9 protein-coding genes are annotated in these 18,561 nt (G+C 44.4%); 1 reads left to right on the forward strand and 8 read right to left on the reverse strand.

Features of this window, described 5'->3' with window-relative positions; translation table 11 throughout:
• Positions 1-154: 154 nt before the first annotated feature.
• Genes ACIFQN_RS16195 through ACIFQN_RS16215 form a run of 5 tightly spaced genes read right to left on the reverse strand, consistent with a single transcriptional unit; the run spans position 155 to position 7,298 of the window.
• Positions 155-1,501, reverse strand: a complete 1,347-nt coding sequence (locus ACIFQN_RS16195; RefSeq protein WP_429834148.1) for an MFS transporter — start codon at positions 1,499-1,501, stop codon at positions 155-157.
• A 34-nt stretch (positions 1,502-1,535) separates the two neighbouring features.
• On the reverse strand, positions 1,536-3,272 hold the full coding sequence (locus ACIFQN_RS16200; RefSeq protein WP_429834063.1) for a hydantoinase B/oxoprolinase family protein: 1,737 nt from the start codon (positions 3,270-3,272) through the stop codon (positions 1,536-1,538).
• A gap of 5 nt (positions 3,273-3,277) precedes the next feature.
• Complete coding sequence (locus tag ACIFQN_RS16205) at positions 3,278-5,320, reverse strand: hydantoinase/oxoprolinase family protein (protein ID WP_429834064.1); 2,043 nt, start codon at positions 5,318-5,320, stop codon at positions 3,278-3,280.
• Positions 5,321-5,355: 35 nt separating this feature from the next.
• Positions 5,356-6,132 (reverse strand): SDR family NAD(P)-dependent oxidoreductase, encoded by a 777-nt coding sequence (locus ACIFQN_RS16210; protein WP_429834065.1) that lies wholly within the window; start codon positions 6,130-6,132, stop codon positions 5,356-5,358.
• 32 nt (positions 6,133-6,164) lie between these two features.
• Positions 6,165-7,298 (reverse strand): M24 family metallopeptidase, encoded by a 1,134-nt coding sequence (locus ACIFQN_RS16215; RefSeq protein ID WP_429834066.1) that lies wholly within the window; start codon positions 7,296-7,298, stop codon positions 6,165-6,167.
• Positions 7,299-7,568: 270 nt separating this feature from the next.
• Here ACIFQN_RS16215 and ACIFQN_RS16220 point away from each other — a divergent pair, with 270 nt between their 5' ends.
• Positions 7,569-7,961: a DUF3870 domain-containing protein gene (locus tag ACIFQN_RS16220; RefSeq protein WP_429834067.1), complete on the forward strand. Its 393-nt coding sequence runs from the start codon at positions 7,569-7,571 to the stop codon at positions 7,959-7,961.
• Between the two features lie 137 nt (positions 7,962-8,098).
• On the opposite strand, the gene ACIFQN_RS16225 is transcribed toward ACIFQN_RS16220, so the two are convergent.
• The 3 genes from ACIFQN_RS16225 to ACIFQN_RS16235 form a co-directional block, all read right to left on the reverse strand.
• The gene (locus tag ACIFQN_RS16225) at positions 8,099-13,831 is read right to left on the reverse strand and encodes an ankyrin repeat domain-containing protein (RefSeq protein WP_429834068.1); all 5,733 of its coding nucleotides are present in this window, start codon (positions 13,829-13,831) and stop codon (positions 8,099-8,101) included.
• A 142-nt stretch (positions 13,832-13,973) separates the two neighbouring features.
• Positions 13,974-17,315 (reverse strand): DEAD/DEAH box helicase family protein, encoded by a 3,342-nt coding sequence (locus ACIFQN_RS16230; RefSeq protein WP_429834069.1) that lies wholly within the window; start codon positions 17,313-17,315, stop codon positions 13,974-13,976.
• A gap of 56 nt (positions 17,316-17,371) precedes the next feature.
• Positions 17,372-18,559: a restriction endonuclease subunit S gene (locus tag ACIFQN_RS16235; protein WP_429834070.1), complete on the reverse strand. Its 1,188-nt coding sequence runs from the start codon at positions 18,557-18,559 to the stop codon at positions 17,372-17,374.
• Between the last annotated feature and the right edge of the window lie 2 nt (positions 18,560-18,561).

An 18,561-nucleotide genomic window follows, 5' to 3' on the forward strand; every position in this document is an offset into this window, starting at 1 on the left:
GGGTGAGTCAAATGATTTCAAACGGATTTTGCTATAAGAAAAAGACACCCACGAGAGGGTGCCGGCGACCTCTTCCCTAATTATACAATTTTGCAAAAATAATCCCCAGATCTCCACTCCTTTTCCCTGCTGGCTGATTTTTCGCTGTTATGCTTTAATGAAGAATTTCTCCCTCGGTTTCTTTCAGGAATAACACGGCAATGGCTGTGATCACAAGGAAGCTGGCTATAAACGCGTTTGTTATCAGGAAACTCTGATTTGCAGCGAGAAAAGCGCCGATCACAGAAGGGGCCATCCAGTTAGCTACCCGAGCGGCGGTCATTCCGAATCCATAGCCTGCTCCCCGAATCGCTGTCGGGTACAACTCGCCCATCCAGACATCCCATACGCCCCAAGCACCTAGATTAAAGAACGATAAAATAATCAAATAGATCAACAATTCCGACAGCGTATCCGATGAGGCAAATCCGAATCCGCCGATTGCCGCCAGGGTGACGAAGGTGAACATGACTTTTTTTCGACCGTATCTTTCTGTCAGCCAAGAAGAGGCCAGAAAACCCGGAAACTGGGCTACCGCAGCAACGACCACGAAGCCAAGGCTTGATACGAACGTAAATCCTTTGCTTTCAGCCAGCATATATGGCATCCAGAGGAACAAGGCCCAGTATCCCCACGAGAAGCAAAAATTAACCAGTGTTTGCAACATCGTCACTGACGCCAGCTTCCCTTTAAAAATTTGTAAAAATGATCCTTGCTTGATTTGTCTCACATACAATTCCCTTTCGGAAAGCAGGCCCTCCAATTTGTTCTCTGAGAGCTGCATGAGGACTGCTTTCGCCTCATCTGACCGCTGTTTTCCAACTAACCAGTAGGGCGATTCGGGTGCCAACTTTTTAATAACCAGAAACCAGAGGCCCCCCAGTGAACTGATCCCTAGAACCCAATGCCAGCCAAGGTCGCTGAAAAAATACGCGATACCAACAGCAATCAAGGTGCCAATCGGCCACCCGGCAGCAAGATATACCGCTGCCCTTCCACGCGATTTGACAGGGAGCAATTCTTCAAAGTACAGAAAGGTAGCTACCGTCGCACCTGAAAATGCAGCACCTGCCAAAAATCGCGTCCAGAACAGCATATCGTAATTGACTGAAAAAGCACTAATCAACGAAATGATGCCATACAGGATAAAGCTGAGCACAATTGATGTCTTTCGTCCGATCTTATCGATGATCTTCCCCCACAACAAGCAACCTGGGATCATGCCTAAATAGATGGAGCCCATGAGCGTCCCAGTCTGAATCTGATCTAGTCCAAAGTCATTCGCGATCCCGCCGATAATAAAGATCATGATCATCAATTCCCACGCTTCGATCACGTATGCAAAGAAAATAGCAAATCCCGCTTTCCAATGCTGAAACGTGAATGGCATGGCTTCGTAAGCTTTTCCCACTTCTAGCAGTCTGTCATTCTCCGGGTTTTCCATGGTGTAATTCGTTTGCACACTCAATTTGATAACCCCCTTTATCTTGTTTTGATTATTTCTGCCTCTGTGGTACCGTTTCTTTCACATCAAATGTTACCGGGTCCAAAATAACCCCATAAATCTCTGCTGCCTGCTTGAGGCTGATATAGCCATTTATTACATCCTGTACTACTTTGTCCAAAGGACGATCAAGTGGATCACCATAACCTCCTCCTGTAGCCGTAATCAACCGGACAACATCCCCTTTATTTAATGGAAAACGTGCATACTTGCCAAACGGCCCGGCAACTTCTCCGTTTGCCTTTTCAATGATAAATTCATTTCGTGAACCGTCCATACCACCGTTATAGCCCCAAGGCAGGAAGTTGTGCCGCTCGAAAGAAGCCGTTAGCATCTGCCCATCGCTCATTGCTCGATACGCTCTTACTACACCGGAACCACCGCGGAATTCACCCGCTCCGGCTCCATCGGCACGAAGACTGTATTCTTCCACCATCACACCGTACCTCGTCTCGGCAATTTCTACGGGCACATTGTAAGTCTCGCCATCACCGATGCAAAACTGTCCCGGCATACCATCCAGCCCTTCGCCTGCCCCCCAGCCACCTGCTGATGGCTCCACAATCAGAAATGGCTCGTTGGTATCGTGGTGAGTGCCCGACAAAATGACACAGCAGGCAGAAACCAGATTTCCTGCAGTCAAGCGGTGAGGAACAACCGGGGCCAATGCTTTCCACACTAAATCAGCTCCAAACATTTGCGTTTCGAAATAGGTCGAGACGGCAGCCGGACGTTCGGCAGAAAAGATGGAACGCTTGTCTGTAATTACTTTCAACGGACTGAATACACCATCGTTGACGTCCTGCGAAGGATTGGTTACAGCCAAAAATACCGTTCGCACTGCCGAAACCAAGGTCGTATATGAGCAGTTAATCGGTCCCTTCACTTGAGGGTGGCTTCCCCGGAAATCACAGATAAACTCTTCATCTGTAATCGTGACTTTCACTTGAACGTGAATAGGTCCTGTCCCCATGCCATCATTATCGATGAAACCGTGAGCTTCAAAGGTACCCTTGGGAAGTTTATTGATTGCCTTGCGGGAGAGCTGCTCACCGTGTTTCAAAAGGTGCTCAATGGAACCCATCACCACCTGTTTCCCGTATTTGTCGCAAAGCTCACAGAATCGCTTTTCCCCCGTTCGCAAGGCGGCCACCTGAGACCACATGTCACCTATGGAGAGGTCGGGGAATCGTACGTTGGATCGGATCATATCGACCAGCGCTTCGTTTACCCGTCCCTCATTGAACAGCTTGACGCAAGGGAATTGCAGTCCTTCCTGGAAAATCTCAGTGGAATCCGTCGTCCAGGAGCCAGGATCTTTCCCGCCAACTTCTGTCCAATGCGCCTTGTTGCAGGAAAAGCCAATCAGTTCGCCATCGTAGTAAATCGGCATCACCAACCCCACGTCCGACAAGTGCGAACCGCCGCCACCGTAGGGATCGTTGACAATGATGATGTCGCCCGGCCTCAGCCCCTCTTCACCGAACTTTTCCAACACCCCTTTCACCATATAGCTCAGCATGCCAATAAACGCGGTTAATCCGTTTCCTTGCGTAAGGATTTGTCCTTTCGCATCGGTCAGTCCGCAGGCAAAGTCTCGTACTTCATAGATAATGGGACTCATCGATGTCCGGGACAAAGTGTGAAACATTTCTTCACCAATCGCTACCAACGAATCTTTGACGATTTCTACCGTAAACCGATCCGCATTAGTCTTCATGTCAAACATGCAGCTCACACCCCCGTATTGATGATCAGATTTCCATATTCGTCCACAGTCAGAGTCTGGCCAGGGTACATGACAGTGGATGATGAGCTCTCTTCTACAATCGCAGGCCCTTGGATGACGCTGCCCGCACTCAGCTCTTCACGGTCGTATACCTTTGTATCGAGCCAACCGAATCCTTCATACAAGACAGGACGAATTTCCTTCAAGGATTTTTGTGTATCGTTCCCGGTTCGAGTTAACTTGGCGATTTCCGGCTTTTGTACGGCTCCCAATGCAGTCAGGTGTAGATTAACGATTTCCGTCGGAGCATTTGCCAATTGGTAGCTGTAATGCTGTTCATGCAGGAAGTGAAAACGACGAATGACTTCCTCTGCTTGATCTTGGTCGAGCACACCGCTCGGAACCGGGACTTTTACCGTGTGTTCCTGGCCCACATAGCGCATATCGACAAACCGGGCAAATACCACCTTATCGGCTTCGATTCCCTCCTGTTCGTACTGTCCCCTCGCTTCTTTCTCCATACTGGTCCATTGGTTGTTCCAATCGTCCAGATGCAGCTCATTCATGCGGCGGATAAATGTTTGAATAGTATCGTGACGCAGGTCCGTCATCAACATCCCCCACGCAGAAAAGACAGACGATGCAACAGGGATGATCACCTTTTTCACGCCCAATTCCCTTGCCAACGCCAAGGCATGCATGGGCCCGCCTCCTCCGAATGCAACCAGAGAAAATTCACGGGGATCGTACCCTTTCCGAACAGAAACCAGTTTAAGTGCATTCAACATATTAGAATTGGCAATACGAATGATCCCTAGCGACGCTTCCTCAACGGAAACATCTAATTGTTTGGATAGTTTTTCCTGAATGGCTGACCTTACTGCCAACATATCGAAGTCATTTTGAAAATTCTTCGGCGATAGCCGCCCGGTCACCAAATTGGCGTCCGTCGTCGTTGGATTCATTCCGCCCCGTCCATACGCTACTGGCCCAGGCATGGCTCCGGCCGACTGGGGACCTACTTTCATCGAACCCGCTTCATCTATCCAGGCGATCGATCCCCCGCCGTTGCCAATTTCCACGATGTCCACCACTGGAACCTTGATCGGATATCCGGCATTACGTTCATCGTGCTCGATCTTGTAGTCCGTGGTCACTTTCACCTCGCCGCTTTCGACCAGGGAACATTTGGCGGTCGTACCGCCGATATCAAAAGCGATGATGTTTTCTTCTCCCAGCATTTTTCCCAAAATTGCGGCGCCAAAGATACCAGCGACAGGCCCTGATTCAACCATATGAATAGGTGTATCCTTTGCCTGTGCAAATGTGGTAGTACCTGAGTTGGACTGCATGATATACTGGTTGGCTCGCATGCCGATCCCGTTTAGCTGCTTATCCAGTTTATCGATATAGGTTGCAGCAATTGGTTTCACGTACGAGTTTAGAACCGTTGTGCTGGTCCGTTCATACTCTCTCCATTCTTTCGTCACTTCGTGCGAGGCGGTAACCGCTACTTCAGGCCATATTTCCCGGATGATGGCGACTGCCGCCTTCTCGTGTTCAGGGTTCGCGTATGCATGCAGGAACGAGACAGCAATTGCTTCGACCCCTTCCTTTCTCAGCTGCTCCACAGCCGCCTTTACGTTTTCAGATGAAAGCTCCCTTATGACTTCTCCTTTGTAATTGATACGTTCGTCTATCTCCATCCGCAAGTAACGCGGGACAAACGGGACAGGCTTCTGGTAGCGGATATTAAAAAGATCGGGTCGGTTACCTCTGGCGATTTCAAGGACATCCCGAAATCCTTTTGTCGTAATCAAGCCGGTCTTTACTCCCTTTCGCTCTGTGAGCGCGTTGATGATCACCGTCGAACCATGAATAAAGCTGTCAACTTCTTCGTAAGATACCCCACTCTTTTCCAAAACATCTAAAACGCCTTTTTCAAAATGTGGAGGAGTCGTATCGCTTTTGGCATGCCCAATTTTTCCGTTTTGGTCGAGATAAACCAGATCTGTAAACGTACCTCCGATATCAGTCGCTACTCGCATAGAAACCACCTTTCTTCTTGCCTCAAGTATTTGGCTTATGCCATTGTTTTCCCAAAAGCGAGCCCTCCATCAATGTAAAGCGGTGCCCCCATCATGAAGCTGGATTCGTCCGAAGCAAGGAACAAGGCTGCCAATGCTACATCCTCGGGTCGCCCCCATTTGGGACTCTGCTGAAGCTGCTTGAAGCTGTCAAAAGCTTCATCCAAGTCAGCAAAGATTGAATTGAAATGGGCTTCAGCCGCCGGCGTCAGTGTGATTCCTGGCAAAAGTACATTCACCCGAATGTTGAACGGGGCATAATCCACCTGCATGGACTTAGTCAAAGCCAGCACCGCTCCTTTGGACGCGGAGTAGGCTGCCCGGTTGCTCAGCCCCATCTCCGCGATGATCGACGACATGTTGATGATGACTCCCTGCTCACGCGCCATCATGTGTGGTACTACATACTTGCTTGCTAAAAAAACTCCCTTGAGATTCACAGAAACTACACGATCCCACAATTCTTCACTCGTTTCGTGAAGGGCTCCCACCGCCAAAATGCCGGCATTGTTCACCAATACTTCGATACGTTCATAATGGTCGATTGCCTGACGGACGGCATTCTCGACTTGAACAGCATCGGTGACATCAGCCTGGATAAACACAGCCTGTCCACCGTTCCGTTGAATTTCATCTACCGTTTCCATTCCTAGATGGTTAGAAATGTCATTTACGATGACTTTGGCTCCTTCACGGGCGAACAAGATTGCGATACTCTTGCCGATACCTGAACCCGCTCCAGTGATAAACGCCACCTTGTCTTTTAATCTCACGATGTTCTCTCCTTTCCAAGTTGAAGAGATGTTTACAAGATTAGATCATGTAATAAGGACGGATAATTCGTTACCATCTCATAACCTTCTTTTGTCACGATGATTGTGTCCGAATGGCGGAAGCCGCCGATCCCCGGTACGTAAAAGCCGGGTTCAATCGTAAATACCATTCCTTCCAACAGAGGGGCATTCTCATCAAACCGTAGATACGGCGGTTCATGTACCGCCAACCCAATGCTGTGACCGCTGCGATGAATGGCATATTCTCCGAACCCCGCCTTCTGGATCACAGAACGGGCTGCCTTATCTACTTCTTTCATCGGAATCCCTGCCTTAATCGAATCCAACGCAGCTTGCTGTGCAGAAACCATTACTTCAAACGCTGCTTTCTGCCGTTCGGTGGGCTCTCCTACAAAGAAGGTTCTTTCGGACTCTGCTTTGTATCCATTCAGCGAGAGTTGTCTGCTGTGAATGATGATGTCGCCCTTTTCTACTTTTTTGGTAGTAGAGAATACATGTGGGAGTAGCGACCTTTCAATGCCAGAGGGACTAATAACGTCAAGCGTGACCACCGCGTCAGGATCTGTTTTTGAGACTTCTTCCAGTACAGCTATGTTTCCAATATGGTCAATCGCAAGCTCCGTAATCCCCACTCGCGCCGCCTCCAAGGATGCTCGCAGCGCCAAACTGGCTAAATGCCCCGCTTTCCGAATGGTCTTCAATTCTCTTTCATTTTTTACTGCACGTTGAGCCATAATCGCCTCCGAGATATCGATCAGTTCCCAATCGGCTTGTTTTAAAGCCCTCCCAAGCGTGATCGACATAGATGGAAACTCAACACCTATTTTTCCTCTCATGTCGAGTGATTGAAGGTATTGGAGAAGCGTACGAATAGGATCTATCCCTTCACCTGCTTTTTCCGGATGCTCGTAGTACACACAGATGCGATCTACCACCGATTTGGCACGAGCGTGCTCTTCCTCTAGACCTGGTACAACCAACACTGTTTCTTGGCGAGTAACGAGATAATAGATGGGACGGGAATAAATCACCGCCTTAAAACCACTAATGTAATGCTGATTGTACGGGTCGGTAATCACAATGGCTGCAAGTTGTTTCTCCTCCATCACATTTCTCAAGTGTTCCAGTCGCTTTTTACCTTCCATGAACAATTCCTCCTGTTTTTTAGAAAATAAAAAAACCGACAACAGATTCCGCTCTTTTTAAAAAAGCTGTGAATCTGTCATCGGTTTTTGCAAGGTGCTGCCTTACATGGACGACAGTGCAGTTCATATTAATTTAGTACAAGAATAATACAGGTTTCATTTTTTGTAAATACGATTTCGATTATTTTTATTGTTTTGATTATTGCATTTTCCTTTTTAACTCGGTTATCCTAATGATAAGTCTCAGCGAAAAACAGGGGGGGATAACGCATGGATTACAAGAATAGTTCCATCATTGCGTGTGCAGGATATGCCCGGTTGCCGGAGGGCATGACAGCCAAAGAAGTTTATGGCGTACTTGGAATTGGACTGATGGTTGACTTCTTGACAGGAGAGATCGTTGCTGCCGAGTCGACCCTCGTTAGAAAATCAGGAAATGATTTTATCTGCTCCATGCTGATTGGTCACAACATTCTTAAACATGGTATAGATGAACCCGTTTCATTAATCGAACGTCGATACTTTGGTACCGGAAAAAGAGCGATTATTGCGGCGATCAAAGACGCCTATAAAAGTTTTGAAGAATATAAATCGATGTACTACCCTCAGGATATTGCTTCCACTACTGTTATAAAGCCAGCTACCCAAAAGCAAAGCCCGTGACAACCCCCTCCTTTGTCAACGGGCTTGTTTTCATCCACCCCGCGGACGCCTGTTTAAGGCGAAACGCTAAAATAGATTTCACTATACTAAGAAAAAAGGCTCTGTCGTAGTAAAACGACAGGGCCTTTATACTAATTCTACGACTTCAGTCCTCTTTTCTTTAACAGATGCTCATGATCCATCCAATGATAGGAATTAATTAGATAATGTTTTGCACCGTGATCCAATAATAGGTTGATTAGACTGGTATCACCATTGTCTAAAGCAAATCGCAACGGATAGTAGTCTGTACTGCTTTCACCTACATTGGGGTCTGCGCCTTTTTTCAGGAGCATCCGTGCGAATTCTCTCTCTTCATTTTCCACCGCTACACACAACGCTGTTTTTCCGTATTTGTTTTTCAAGTTGAGCTCAATGTTGGACGCAAGTAGTTCTTTGGTGATATCCATATTCCCTCTTTCAATGGCTAGTTCAAGTGCAGGATTCCCGTAGTTATCCGTTACATTGGGATTAGCTTTATGAGCAAGCAAATCTTTGATTACCTCTTCCTTCTCTTCCTCAATGGCATTGATCAAGAGATACTCGTTCGACGATTTTAGATTAGGGTTTGCCCCGTGCTTCAATAAAATCTTAACCAATTCTTCTGACGCATAGTCAATGGCAACACCAAGTGGGGTTTTCTCGTAATTATCCGTCATATTTGGATTAGCTCCTGCTTGAAGTAATGCTCTCACGATTTCTTCGTTGTCTCTTTCGACAGCTAGATGTAAGGCAGTATTTCCATAAGTATCCTTCCCATTCGGGTTCCCTTTTGACTCCAAGATAACTTTAACCATGTCAATATCTTCTTCTTCCACAGCATCAATGAGGATAGATGCATTCTCTTCATGAACAGTTGCTCCATGATCCAACAATAGTTTTAAGAGATCTGCATCATTTTGCTGAACTGCATATTCAATCGGTGTTGAATATTTTGCCCGTTTGTTAGGGTCTGCTCTATGCTGAAGAAGAAGCCTTGCAATCTCATAGTTATCGTAATCAAGTGCTTCCATTAATGGAGTTTGACCATATTTATCTGTCAGGTTCGGATCGGCTCCGTTCGCAAGTAGATGTCCAACCAGCTCTTCCTCGCCATATTCAATAACACTCAACAGAATTGGTGTACCGTATTGATTGACAATATTAGCGTTGGCACCCTTCTTCATTAACTCAAGTGCAATCTCAAAATATCCATACTCAATGGCTATACTCAGGACAGGTTCACCGGAACCATTCTTGCTATTCGGATTACACCCTTCTCGTAGCAGAATTTGAACCAATGAAAGATTGCCTTCCTCAATAGCTTCAATAAAAGGCCCCTCCAGTTCAGAATGATTGAGATCCTCTATTTCTTCCGTCACAGCAAGATTTTCAGTCGTTCTCTGCGGATAAAACCTAACTTCCTTAACCTGCTGTAGAGTCTGTACCAGTTGGACGATAGCATCTGTCTTATCAACTTTCTCAACTTGTATCTGTTCTTCGAAAACGACTTGGGAGTACGTTTTCGGCATAATTCCCATCTCATCGAGCCTTCTCCACAACGATGCCATAGCTTTCTCAGGATCTCGGTAAAAGACACTGCCCCTGATTCGCCAGAAATTCCATCCGACTCTCTCCAAAATACGTTGACGCTCAAGGTCATCTTCCCACTTATCCAGCCCATGCCATTTATCCCCATCACACTCAACAGCTAGTCGATTACTCATCCCCTCGATGACAAGATCAATTCGCTTATTTACGCTGCCAACTTTCACTTGAGGGATCACCCTATATCCTCTTGCTGCGATCAAGCGATAGACGTCCTCTTCAAATGGTGACTCTAGCAAATCCTTTGCATGTTCCACTTCCAGATTCACTCGGTGTGGGTGGAGGCAGTACTGAAGAAGTCGGAATCGGGCACATTGCGGATTCAAATGGTTCAAATCAACTGAATGAAATAGGATCATTTGGTCTCTGGCACGGCTCGCAGCAACGTTAAATCGCTGGTAATCGGACCGCTTGACCAAAGCTCCGATCCCTACATTGGGAGCTGCAACCATAGAGAGAATGATCACGTCTCGCTCATCACCTTGAAAAGAATAGGCATCCCCACAGATCAATCTGCGTGAGATCATTTCCTCTTCCCCAATTTTTTCTCTCAGCAAATTTTCAAGGTACTTTGCTTGATCCTGTGCTTGCAGCGAGATAATTCCAATTGATTTTCCGTCATAACGATCATTGCGGATCAATTCTTTGACGTAGTTTACAATGGCTTCCGCTTCCGGTACATTGATGATTTTTCGCGTATTTTCATCTCGATACCCTTCTGCAACACGTATAGCTTTTACCGGTTCCTTGAATCTTTCATGAGACAAAGGCAAGCGAAGCGGATCAATCTTGCCGCCATACATCAGATCATTGCTAAATTGAATAATCTCCGGAACACATCGGAAATGTTCTTTTAACACGACTTTTCCTGAAAATACTTGATTCGTGATATCGTAAAGACTTGTTGTAATCTCAAAAGATTGAGAGTTTGGAATGCTGCTTAAATGTCTTTGAATAAGCTTGTGAATCTCAGACAGATCTGTTCCGACTGATTCCGGGCTGATTTGATTGTCATCACCCACGATAACTGCTTTCTTCCCTCTTAACAAAGCTGACAGCGAAAACAGGTTACTCTGTGAGCTTTCGTCTACAATGACAACATCAAACATCTCATTGGAAAGCTGGAGATTCTCGATCACTTTTTGAATAGGCATAATCCATACAGGAATAGCACCTTTACAAACTTTCATTTCTTTGCTAGCTTCTTTTCGGTACACGTCCACATATTTGCCTGTACCCTTACCTATTTTTTGAATGGCTTTGACCCATGCGTGCAAACTTCTTTTTTGCTCATCTGTCGTTCTCTCCAATTGAGCGAGCCACGTAGATTCAGCAACCAAATCTTTAATAATCCGTGATTCTACCTTCTTCTCTCGGTCAATCACCTCTTGCAATTCATCCACATTGTTCATAGCATGCAAATCATTCAGCCAACGATTCGCTTTGCTCCATCTCCAAGCCAGTTCCCAGTCAGGAGGCAATGCCACTGTTTTCCCAGTTCGTTTTTCCGATATGATTTGATTGATCCATAGAGGAACAACGCTCTCCAGTTTTTGCTTGAATGAACGGAATTGCTGAAAGCTTATCTCCAGACTCTCTAAGCGAACGATTTCTTTATATTCTGCTACCCAACTGGTTACGTCTTTCTGTTCACAAGCTCGGTACAATGTCTCCCATGAAGAATCTGCTTGCGTGTTTGTTCGCTCAGCATCTAATAATGTTGTCAAGTTTGCAAAAACTGTACTAGCATGCTTCCATCTCTCTTGAATGTCGATAGCCTGCAGTCCCAGCTTTACCTTCTCAAGATAGCCACTATCTGTCCATTTCATTGGGATTGGAAAGCCAAATTGTTCTGCATACGGTTTTAACAAGGTTGAAACATTGTCAAACCACGCCAGTAAACTGGATAACTCCTCCAGCGTGTTTTCCAGATGGGATACAAACCTGGAATGAGCGGCTTCCAGCTTTTCCCCGTCTATTTCTTCCATGGTTCTATTCCATTTTAACGAAATTTTTGTCTTGAGCTCGTCTCTTTCCAGTACCTTGAGAAGGACATCAATATCTTCCACTTGTCTGATCGGCAACCCATTTACTTTACAACCATCAAGGATATAAACATACTTTCGCCCAGTCACATTCTTGAATATCCAGCTAAAACCTTTTTTACCCTGCAGTTCATTTTTTAAGATCATTAAATCTTCCTGCAAAGTAGTTGGGTGATAGGATGCTGGCAAGACATGCTCAAACTCAAGCAATGATTTATGAATATCTTGTAATCTGGCTAGTCTCTGTTCGTTTTCTTCGACAAATTCTCTCCAAGTGGAACGCTTATTTTCTTTCGTCTCCAGTTCCCGAAGAATAGAAAGCTGCCACTCCTCTTGAAAACCTCCACGCTTATCCAACAGTTGCGTAACTTCACTTCGAACATGCTTGTGTTCTGGCGGAATTACATCCGGCAGGTTCCAGCCATCCAGGTATTTAGTGGACTCGGCCAACTGTTTATCAATGGAATTGAAAGCTTCTACATAATCTTCGAAGTCTTTTAAAGTTGGCAATTCAGCTACTTTTGGACGGGAAAGCTGTAATCGGTCGATATCACTTTGGTTCAATCGATTTGCCAGTTGGAAGAAATTCTCCATTTCTTCGAGGGCCAAAGGACATTCATCCGTGATCTCAATCGCATCTGGCAGCCATGAATGAACTTCATTCTCTTTCACCCATTTTGCTAATTCCATAGGGTTTGCATGGAAATCACCAATCTGAATGATTTGATTTTCACGTTCTGCTGCATGGTTTAAAAACGTTTGGTACTTCGCGATGTTTTTTCTCGCTTCCTTTAATTCCGATTCCAGACGTTCGATGTTTTTCCGTAATAGATCAGGCTGCTTGCTATCCAGGTTCTCGGCAATATTTTTGATTGAGTCCTCCACTTCTTTTATGGAGCGGGAATCACCACCCAGAAGGCTTACACAAAGCGACTGGATCTCTGCAGGAATCTTATCTCGCAGAACCTTCAAAGCATGCTCCTTTTCACTAGTAACCAGGATGCGTTTTCCGTGAGCAAGCAAATGACTGATCAGATTGGCAATCGTGTGACTTTTTCCTGTTCCGGGAGGACCTTGTACAACAACGCCATCATTTGTAGCGAGAAGTTGCGAAATCAGTTTCTGTTCTTGGTTTGCAGGTAAAGGGAACAGTAAATCTTCCCCGACATTTTTCCACTCCCCATCCAGTTCATCGACTTGTTTCATTGTATCCGTATCAATAGTGGCAAGAGACTTGATGGTTCCGGGAACTGAATAACCCTCTTTTATTTTTTCGATGGCTTGCGTCAGTTCATTCTGCCATAATCGCCCACCGCTGTTACGTAAAAAAATACAAGGGTTATACATGATAACTGGAATAGAGGAATTCTTGGCATTTTCCTCCCGTTCAACATACTTCCCATCTGGATGAATGGTATGAACGATTTCCTTTAGAAAAACAATGGTGGAGTCTTTCTCAAGCGGATCCAGATTTGTCTCCTCTACTTGCCTTTCCATCGTTTGCAAGCGTTTTATGTGCGGGATATCCAAATTGTTTAACATATCTATTTCCAGCCATGTTCCGCGACTGGTAGGAATCAAGGAAAAGATCCCTCTCTTGGCATCAAAAATTAACTCCTGTCTGGTAACAAGCAAGGGTCTCTCGATGTTCTCTCCATTGACATTCCAGAGGAGTGTACCATGTCCCCACGCTAATTCAATCGTATCCCCTTCGCGTTGAAATCTTTGATATAAACTGAAAAAGCTCATGTAAAGGGCTTGTATTTTCTTCTTGATGGATGCATCAGGTGCCCAATTACGCCACTTTTGTAACCAGTCTTTCAGTGCAAGTAACCTTTGCTGATTGTCTTCTAACAGTTCTTTCTCTTCCCCATCTGAGGTCTTATTCAATCTGGTACGAGTTATCTCTGGTTCCTTATCCGGGTTATCCCAATTCATTACCCAGCCAGAAAGAACGGTTGGTAGTGCAGGAGCAGGAGGTACTTCTTGCTTATGAACCTCTAACCATGCTTCCTGGTTCACACCAGTACCATTCAAATAGCAGCCTTCCACGTTTGGAAAATCTTTTTGCCACCAAACCTCTTCGTAATCCCTAACACTTCGGATCACTTTTTCATTCATGTTTTTGACGGCAAGGAGATATTCAAATATTTGAACGACCTGGGATCTAATACTATTTTCTATTGACTTTGCTTCCATGTTTTTCACTCCACGAACGATTTATGATGCGGCTTTTTTCCTACTGTATCCATACCCTGTGATGGAAAATAGAAAACGGGTAAATTCGATTTAAAATAAAAGCTGTTCTCTGAGGTAAACCCTCTACGAACAGCCTCGAGCACTAAGCCCCAGATACTTCTTCCGAGTTCCTGTTGATCTCGTCAATGATTCCGATAATTTTTCGTGCATCATCCAGGTTGTCCTTAAACAGCTCTACAATACTTCCCACCGTTTTAAACGGTTCCTCTTGCAGTACTTTTTTCTCGAGGCCTCCGTTTTTTACCACATAATCGACAATGAGTTTCACAAATCTGCTCTGCGTCGTGTTGAGTCTCTCCGAGGATAAAAAGTCTGAAAAAGCTTCATTTGCCGCTTGAGGGTCCAAACCGACAATCTGACGTACCAGTTTTGTAACAGGCGTATTCCCAAACTCTTTTTCATATTCTTCTCTTGTACCAAGTTCATTCCACAGAATGTCTTCCAAGGTTTTGAGATCCTGCATCGTCAACGGCTTGTTGTTTCGGAGTTTGTAAATGGCGATCTGGTCTCTGTGTTCATGGAGATATTGATTTACTTTTTTCCGGTAGTTTTGCAGGTCATTCGCATGATAGATAGGACCGTTTTCCTTGATTTCCAACATCATGTCCTTGAAGTTGGTATAGTAGATTTCTTGTGTTTCTTTCTCGAGGAACTTAATCAAATCTCGTAATGCTTCACGAACTGTCTCCAGTTCAAAGATATCTGCCTCTTCCCAAAATTCTTCTGTCAACACTTTATCAATGATGGTTTTTTGCTCCATCACTTGCGGTATAGAACCCAATTTGGACAAAGCTTCAGCCGTTCTGATCACACTCTTAATCGGTTTTGTGGCATTTTTCGTCTGAAGTTTAGCAAGCTCAATAGTATGCATCACCATATCAAAGCGCTTTGCAAACTCGTCATCTTTAAATGGAACAATAATCGGTGTGATATGCTCCTTTATTTCATTCCCATCCTTGACATTGAGCGAATTCCAATTCGAACGATTCTTAAATTTATGTACGTACTGAATGTGTTGTCGAACACGGAAATTCTCGTCATCCAGTTTTTGAATATGGGAGAGTACATCATCGATCAGTTCATTGCGATAAGCCACATACTTCTCTTCCTGGTACTCCAAAGCCTGCAATTCGCGAATGATATCCACCTTCGCATTGAACAGCCGTTCTGTCAAACTGGTTGTCCCTACACCCTCCGTGCCTTTCGGATTCTCCCGGAAAAATTCGAAGTTTCGGCAAAAATCAAAAATCAGGAAATGTGTTTTATCTTCGCCAATCCCTAATAGATCGAGACAGAGACGTGTTCCACGACCGATCATCTGCCAGAACTTTGACTTGGAACGAACCTTTTTAAAGAACACGAGATTTACGACCTCTGGAATATCTACCCCTGTATCCAGCATATCCACCGAGATGGCGATTTGCGGTAGCTTGTTTCGCTCTGAAAAATCATCAATCAAGCTTTGGTAGTAATTCACGCTATAGTCAATCACACGGGCAAAAGAACCTTGATACTCGGGGAACAGTTTGTTAAAACGCTGTTCAATACTTAACGCATGGTTATGGTTTTTGGCAAAGATAATCGTTTTGCCCAGCTTGTCTCCGCCTTCAACACGAATTCCTTTTTCCATCAGAAGCTTCAATACCTGGTCGATGGTGTCTGCATTAAACAGCCACTCGTTCATGGCAGAGTTCTCAATCTCATCGCCTTGTTCTTCATCAAATGTCGCTTCGTACTGTTCTTTCTCCTCTTCGGAGAGGTCATCATAGCGAATTCCTTCATCCATGAACTTGAACGAGGTCTCCATTGTCCTGTAATCGACAAGGTATCCGTCATTCACGGCTTTTTCCAGTTCATAGGCGTAGGTTGGTACTCCGCTTTCCAGTTCAAAAACTTCATAGGTATTTTTATCGATCTCATCCTTTGGTGTGGCAGTTAACCCCAACAGGAAGCCGTCAAAATAATCAAAAATAGAGCGGTACTTCTTGTAAATACTGCGGTGGGACTCGTCCACGATAATGAGATCAAAGTGACCTACGGTAAACAGGCGTTTCCCGTCTTTGCGCTTGGCTTCGTCAATGGCATTCATCATGGTTGGATAGGTAGAAAAAACCATCCGGGCTGCTTCTGGATTGTCCTTGTTATCCAACAGATTGCATAGGGACAGATTGGGAAGCAAATGAGTAAAGTTGTTTTTCGCCTGGGAAACAAGCGTCTTGCGGTCTGCCAGGAACAACACATTTTTCACCCAATTATGCCTGGTTAAAACATCGACAATGGAAATCGTTGTTCTCGTCTTCCCGCTTCCCGTCGCCATGACGAGGAGTGTCTTTCTTTCTTTGTATTCCAATGCATTGCAGACCGCTAAGATCGCGTCTTTTTGATAATAGCGATTGGTAATGGTGTCGTTGATTTCGACGTTAGTTAATGGTCGTTTCATGGATCTGCGGTTTATCAACAGATGCAGTTCTTCTTTTGTGTAAAAACCGGAGACTTTGCGTGAAGAATAGGCTAAGTCATCCCAGATTTCCGTTTCAAAACCGTTGGAATAAAAGATCACGGGACGCTGACCGTATTTTTGCTCAAGACAATCAGCGTAAAGCTTTGCCTGTTGCTTTCCTTTGTTGATATCAACTGAGGTCCGTTTCGCTTCGACCAATGCGAGAGGCTTTCCGTTATCTCCGAAAAGGACATAATCCACATAGCCGATGCCTGCTTCATTCGGCATCCCTTCGACTTGATATTCCTCCACGATGTCTTTCTTGAATTCCCATCCGGCCAGCTTCAGGTCAAGATCGATGTATTTCTTTCTCGTCTCAAACTCGCTGAGTTCATCGACCTGGAAGCTGTAGTCCTGCGTATTCGCCTCGCGTTTCTCGGTGATATGTGCGCGAAGTTTCGCGTTTTCCTTCATCATTTCTTCCAAGCGTTTATCCTTGGAGCTTAGCCGTTCGTAGAGGTTTTTCAGTTCCTCAGGTCGCTCTCTTCTCTCTTCGCCTATTAGCAAGAGCGTTTCGTCGAAATCGGACGCGGTGTACTCATCTGAATAGCAATAATCGATCCAGGAGACGAACTGGTGAAGATTGTGCAAAGAGAGAACCGCCTCATCCCGCTTGATTGTCGAGTTGGTATGAACCGCTACATTCCCAAGTTTGATAATGTATTTCAGGAGTGGGAATAACTTACTGTCCAGGATAGAAAGAAAGCCTCGATCATGAATGAGGCTGGACAGGTTATCCTGATACGGTACAGTAAGATCGCTATCATATGTATATATCCATTTGACAGAAAGCTCCAACGCTCTACGCGAAAGGATGGCACTGGTCGCCGGACTGACGACCAATGCTTTCTCTGCTTCCAGGCATGCGGATGTGAATTTTTCGTACAAGGGTTTCCCGTTCAGAAATTGGAAGTTGGATACCAAGGAGGTTCCTCCTTTGAATAGGATATAAGCTTGCATGGTTAGACGGGTACGTTTATCTAGTCGTTGAAGAGTTCTCCTTTAAAAGCGCGTTGCATCAGGGAGTTGAAGTTGTTTTCGAGTTCGGTCAGGCTTTTTTGGAGACTTTTTTTGCATTCTTTTACTTTTAAGTACACTTCTTCAAATTTATTTTGTAGATGTAGGGGCGGAACCATTATTTCCAAGGATTTAATAGAAGTAAAGTTCAAACCAGCCTTAACACCTTCTTGATTCAGAGATTGAAATTGTCTTCGCCCAGCAGGAGATTCCAAAAAGAATGATATATAAGTCGGATTACAATTACTGTTTAATCTTAGTAACGACAAATGTTGATTAATATAAGCTCCCTTTGAAGCAACTTCTTCACTTACAACTGCTGTTCTCCCTAGATCAGCAGTTATCGATATCAATAAATCACCTTCTTGTACTTTGGTTCTTTCCGCCTCTTTAGTCTTTGGTGGATTTACATAGGTAACATTGTCAAAAATAATCTCTCCTTGTTTAACATTTTTAATTGTAATAAACATTTCGCCTGATTCAGCAAAATACTTAGCCCATCCTCTTGATCCACTTGTAAGAAAATCAATGTGGTTTTCTAACTTTTCATATTGATATTCATTTGGATTATTTCCTGGATCCCCAAACATCTCCAAAAACACGCTTTGCGTTAATTGGTCCAATGCTTCTATTTGGGCTCTCCGTTTGTCGATTAGTTCTTGGGCTTTGTTTAAAATTAACAAAACTCTTTGTTGATAGATTAAGTCAGGGATCTCTACTTGAAACTCAGAAAACTGTGACTTATTTATTATAGGAACAACTGGTGCATTAGCAATAAACTGTAGTTGCTTTTTTAAATGCCACATGAGATAGGCGAGATATCCCTCATCAACAATTTGTTTATTAGGTATAATTGCATTAATCTGCTGATTAATAGCAACAGCTTCAAGGTCAGTAATGGCTACTTTACCAATCGTTCCAATACAGGTGACTAATACACTCCCTTTTGGTAAAATTCGAGCGTTGAGGGATGCATTATTGGATATATATTCTTTAGATGAAGTAATATGTGAAACCCTATCAACAGATAGATCATCAGGCTTAACAAATAATATATCTTTAGAATCGTAATATAAACAATTAGATTTACTTGGAGTATTACCAGTGACGATTTTCCCAATATCTACTAATTTATATTTCTTAAATTTCACAT

The sequence above is a fragment of the Brevibacillus sp. NRS-1366 genome (assembly GCF_050467985.1).

Excerpts from the sequence above, each read along its gene's own strand:
- ACIFQN_RS16205 (WP_429834064.1), bottom strand. The coding sequence starts at position 5,320 with ATGCGAGTAGCGACTGATATCGGAGGTACGTTTACAGATCTGGTTTAT.
- ACIFQN_RS16220 (WP_429834067.1), top strand. The coding sequence starts at position 7,569 with ATGGATTACAAGAATAGTTCCATCATTGCGTGTGCAGGATATGCCCGG.
- ACIFQN_RS16225 (WP_429834068.1), bottom strand. The coding sequence starts at position 13,831 with ATGGAAGCAAAGTCAATAGAAAATAGTATTAGATCCCAGGTCGTTCAA.
- ACIFQN_RS16200 (WP_429834063.1), bottom strand. The coding sequence starts at position 3,272 with ATGTTTGACATGAAGACTAATGCGGATCGGTTTACGGTAGAAATCGTC.
- ACIFQN_RS16215 (WP_429834066.1), bottom strand. The coding sequence starts at position 7,298 with ATGGAAGGTAAAAAGCGACTGGAACACTTGAGAAATGTGATGGAGGAG.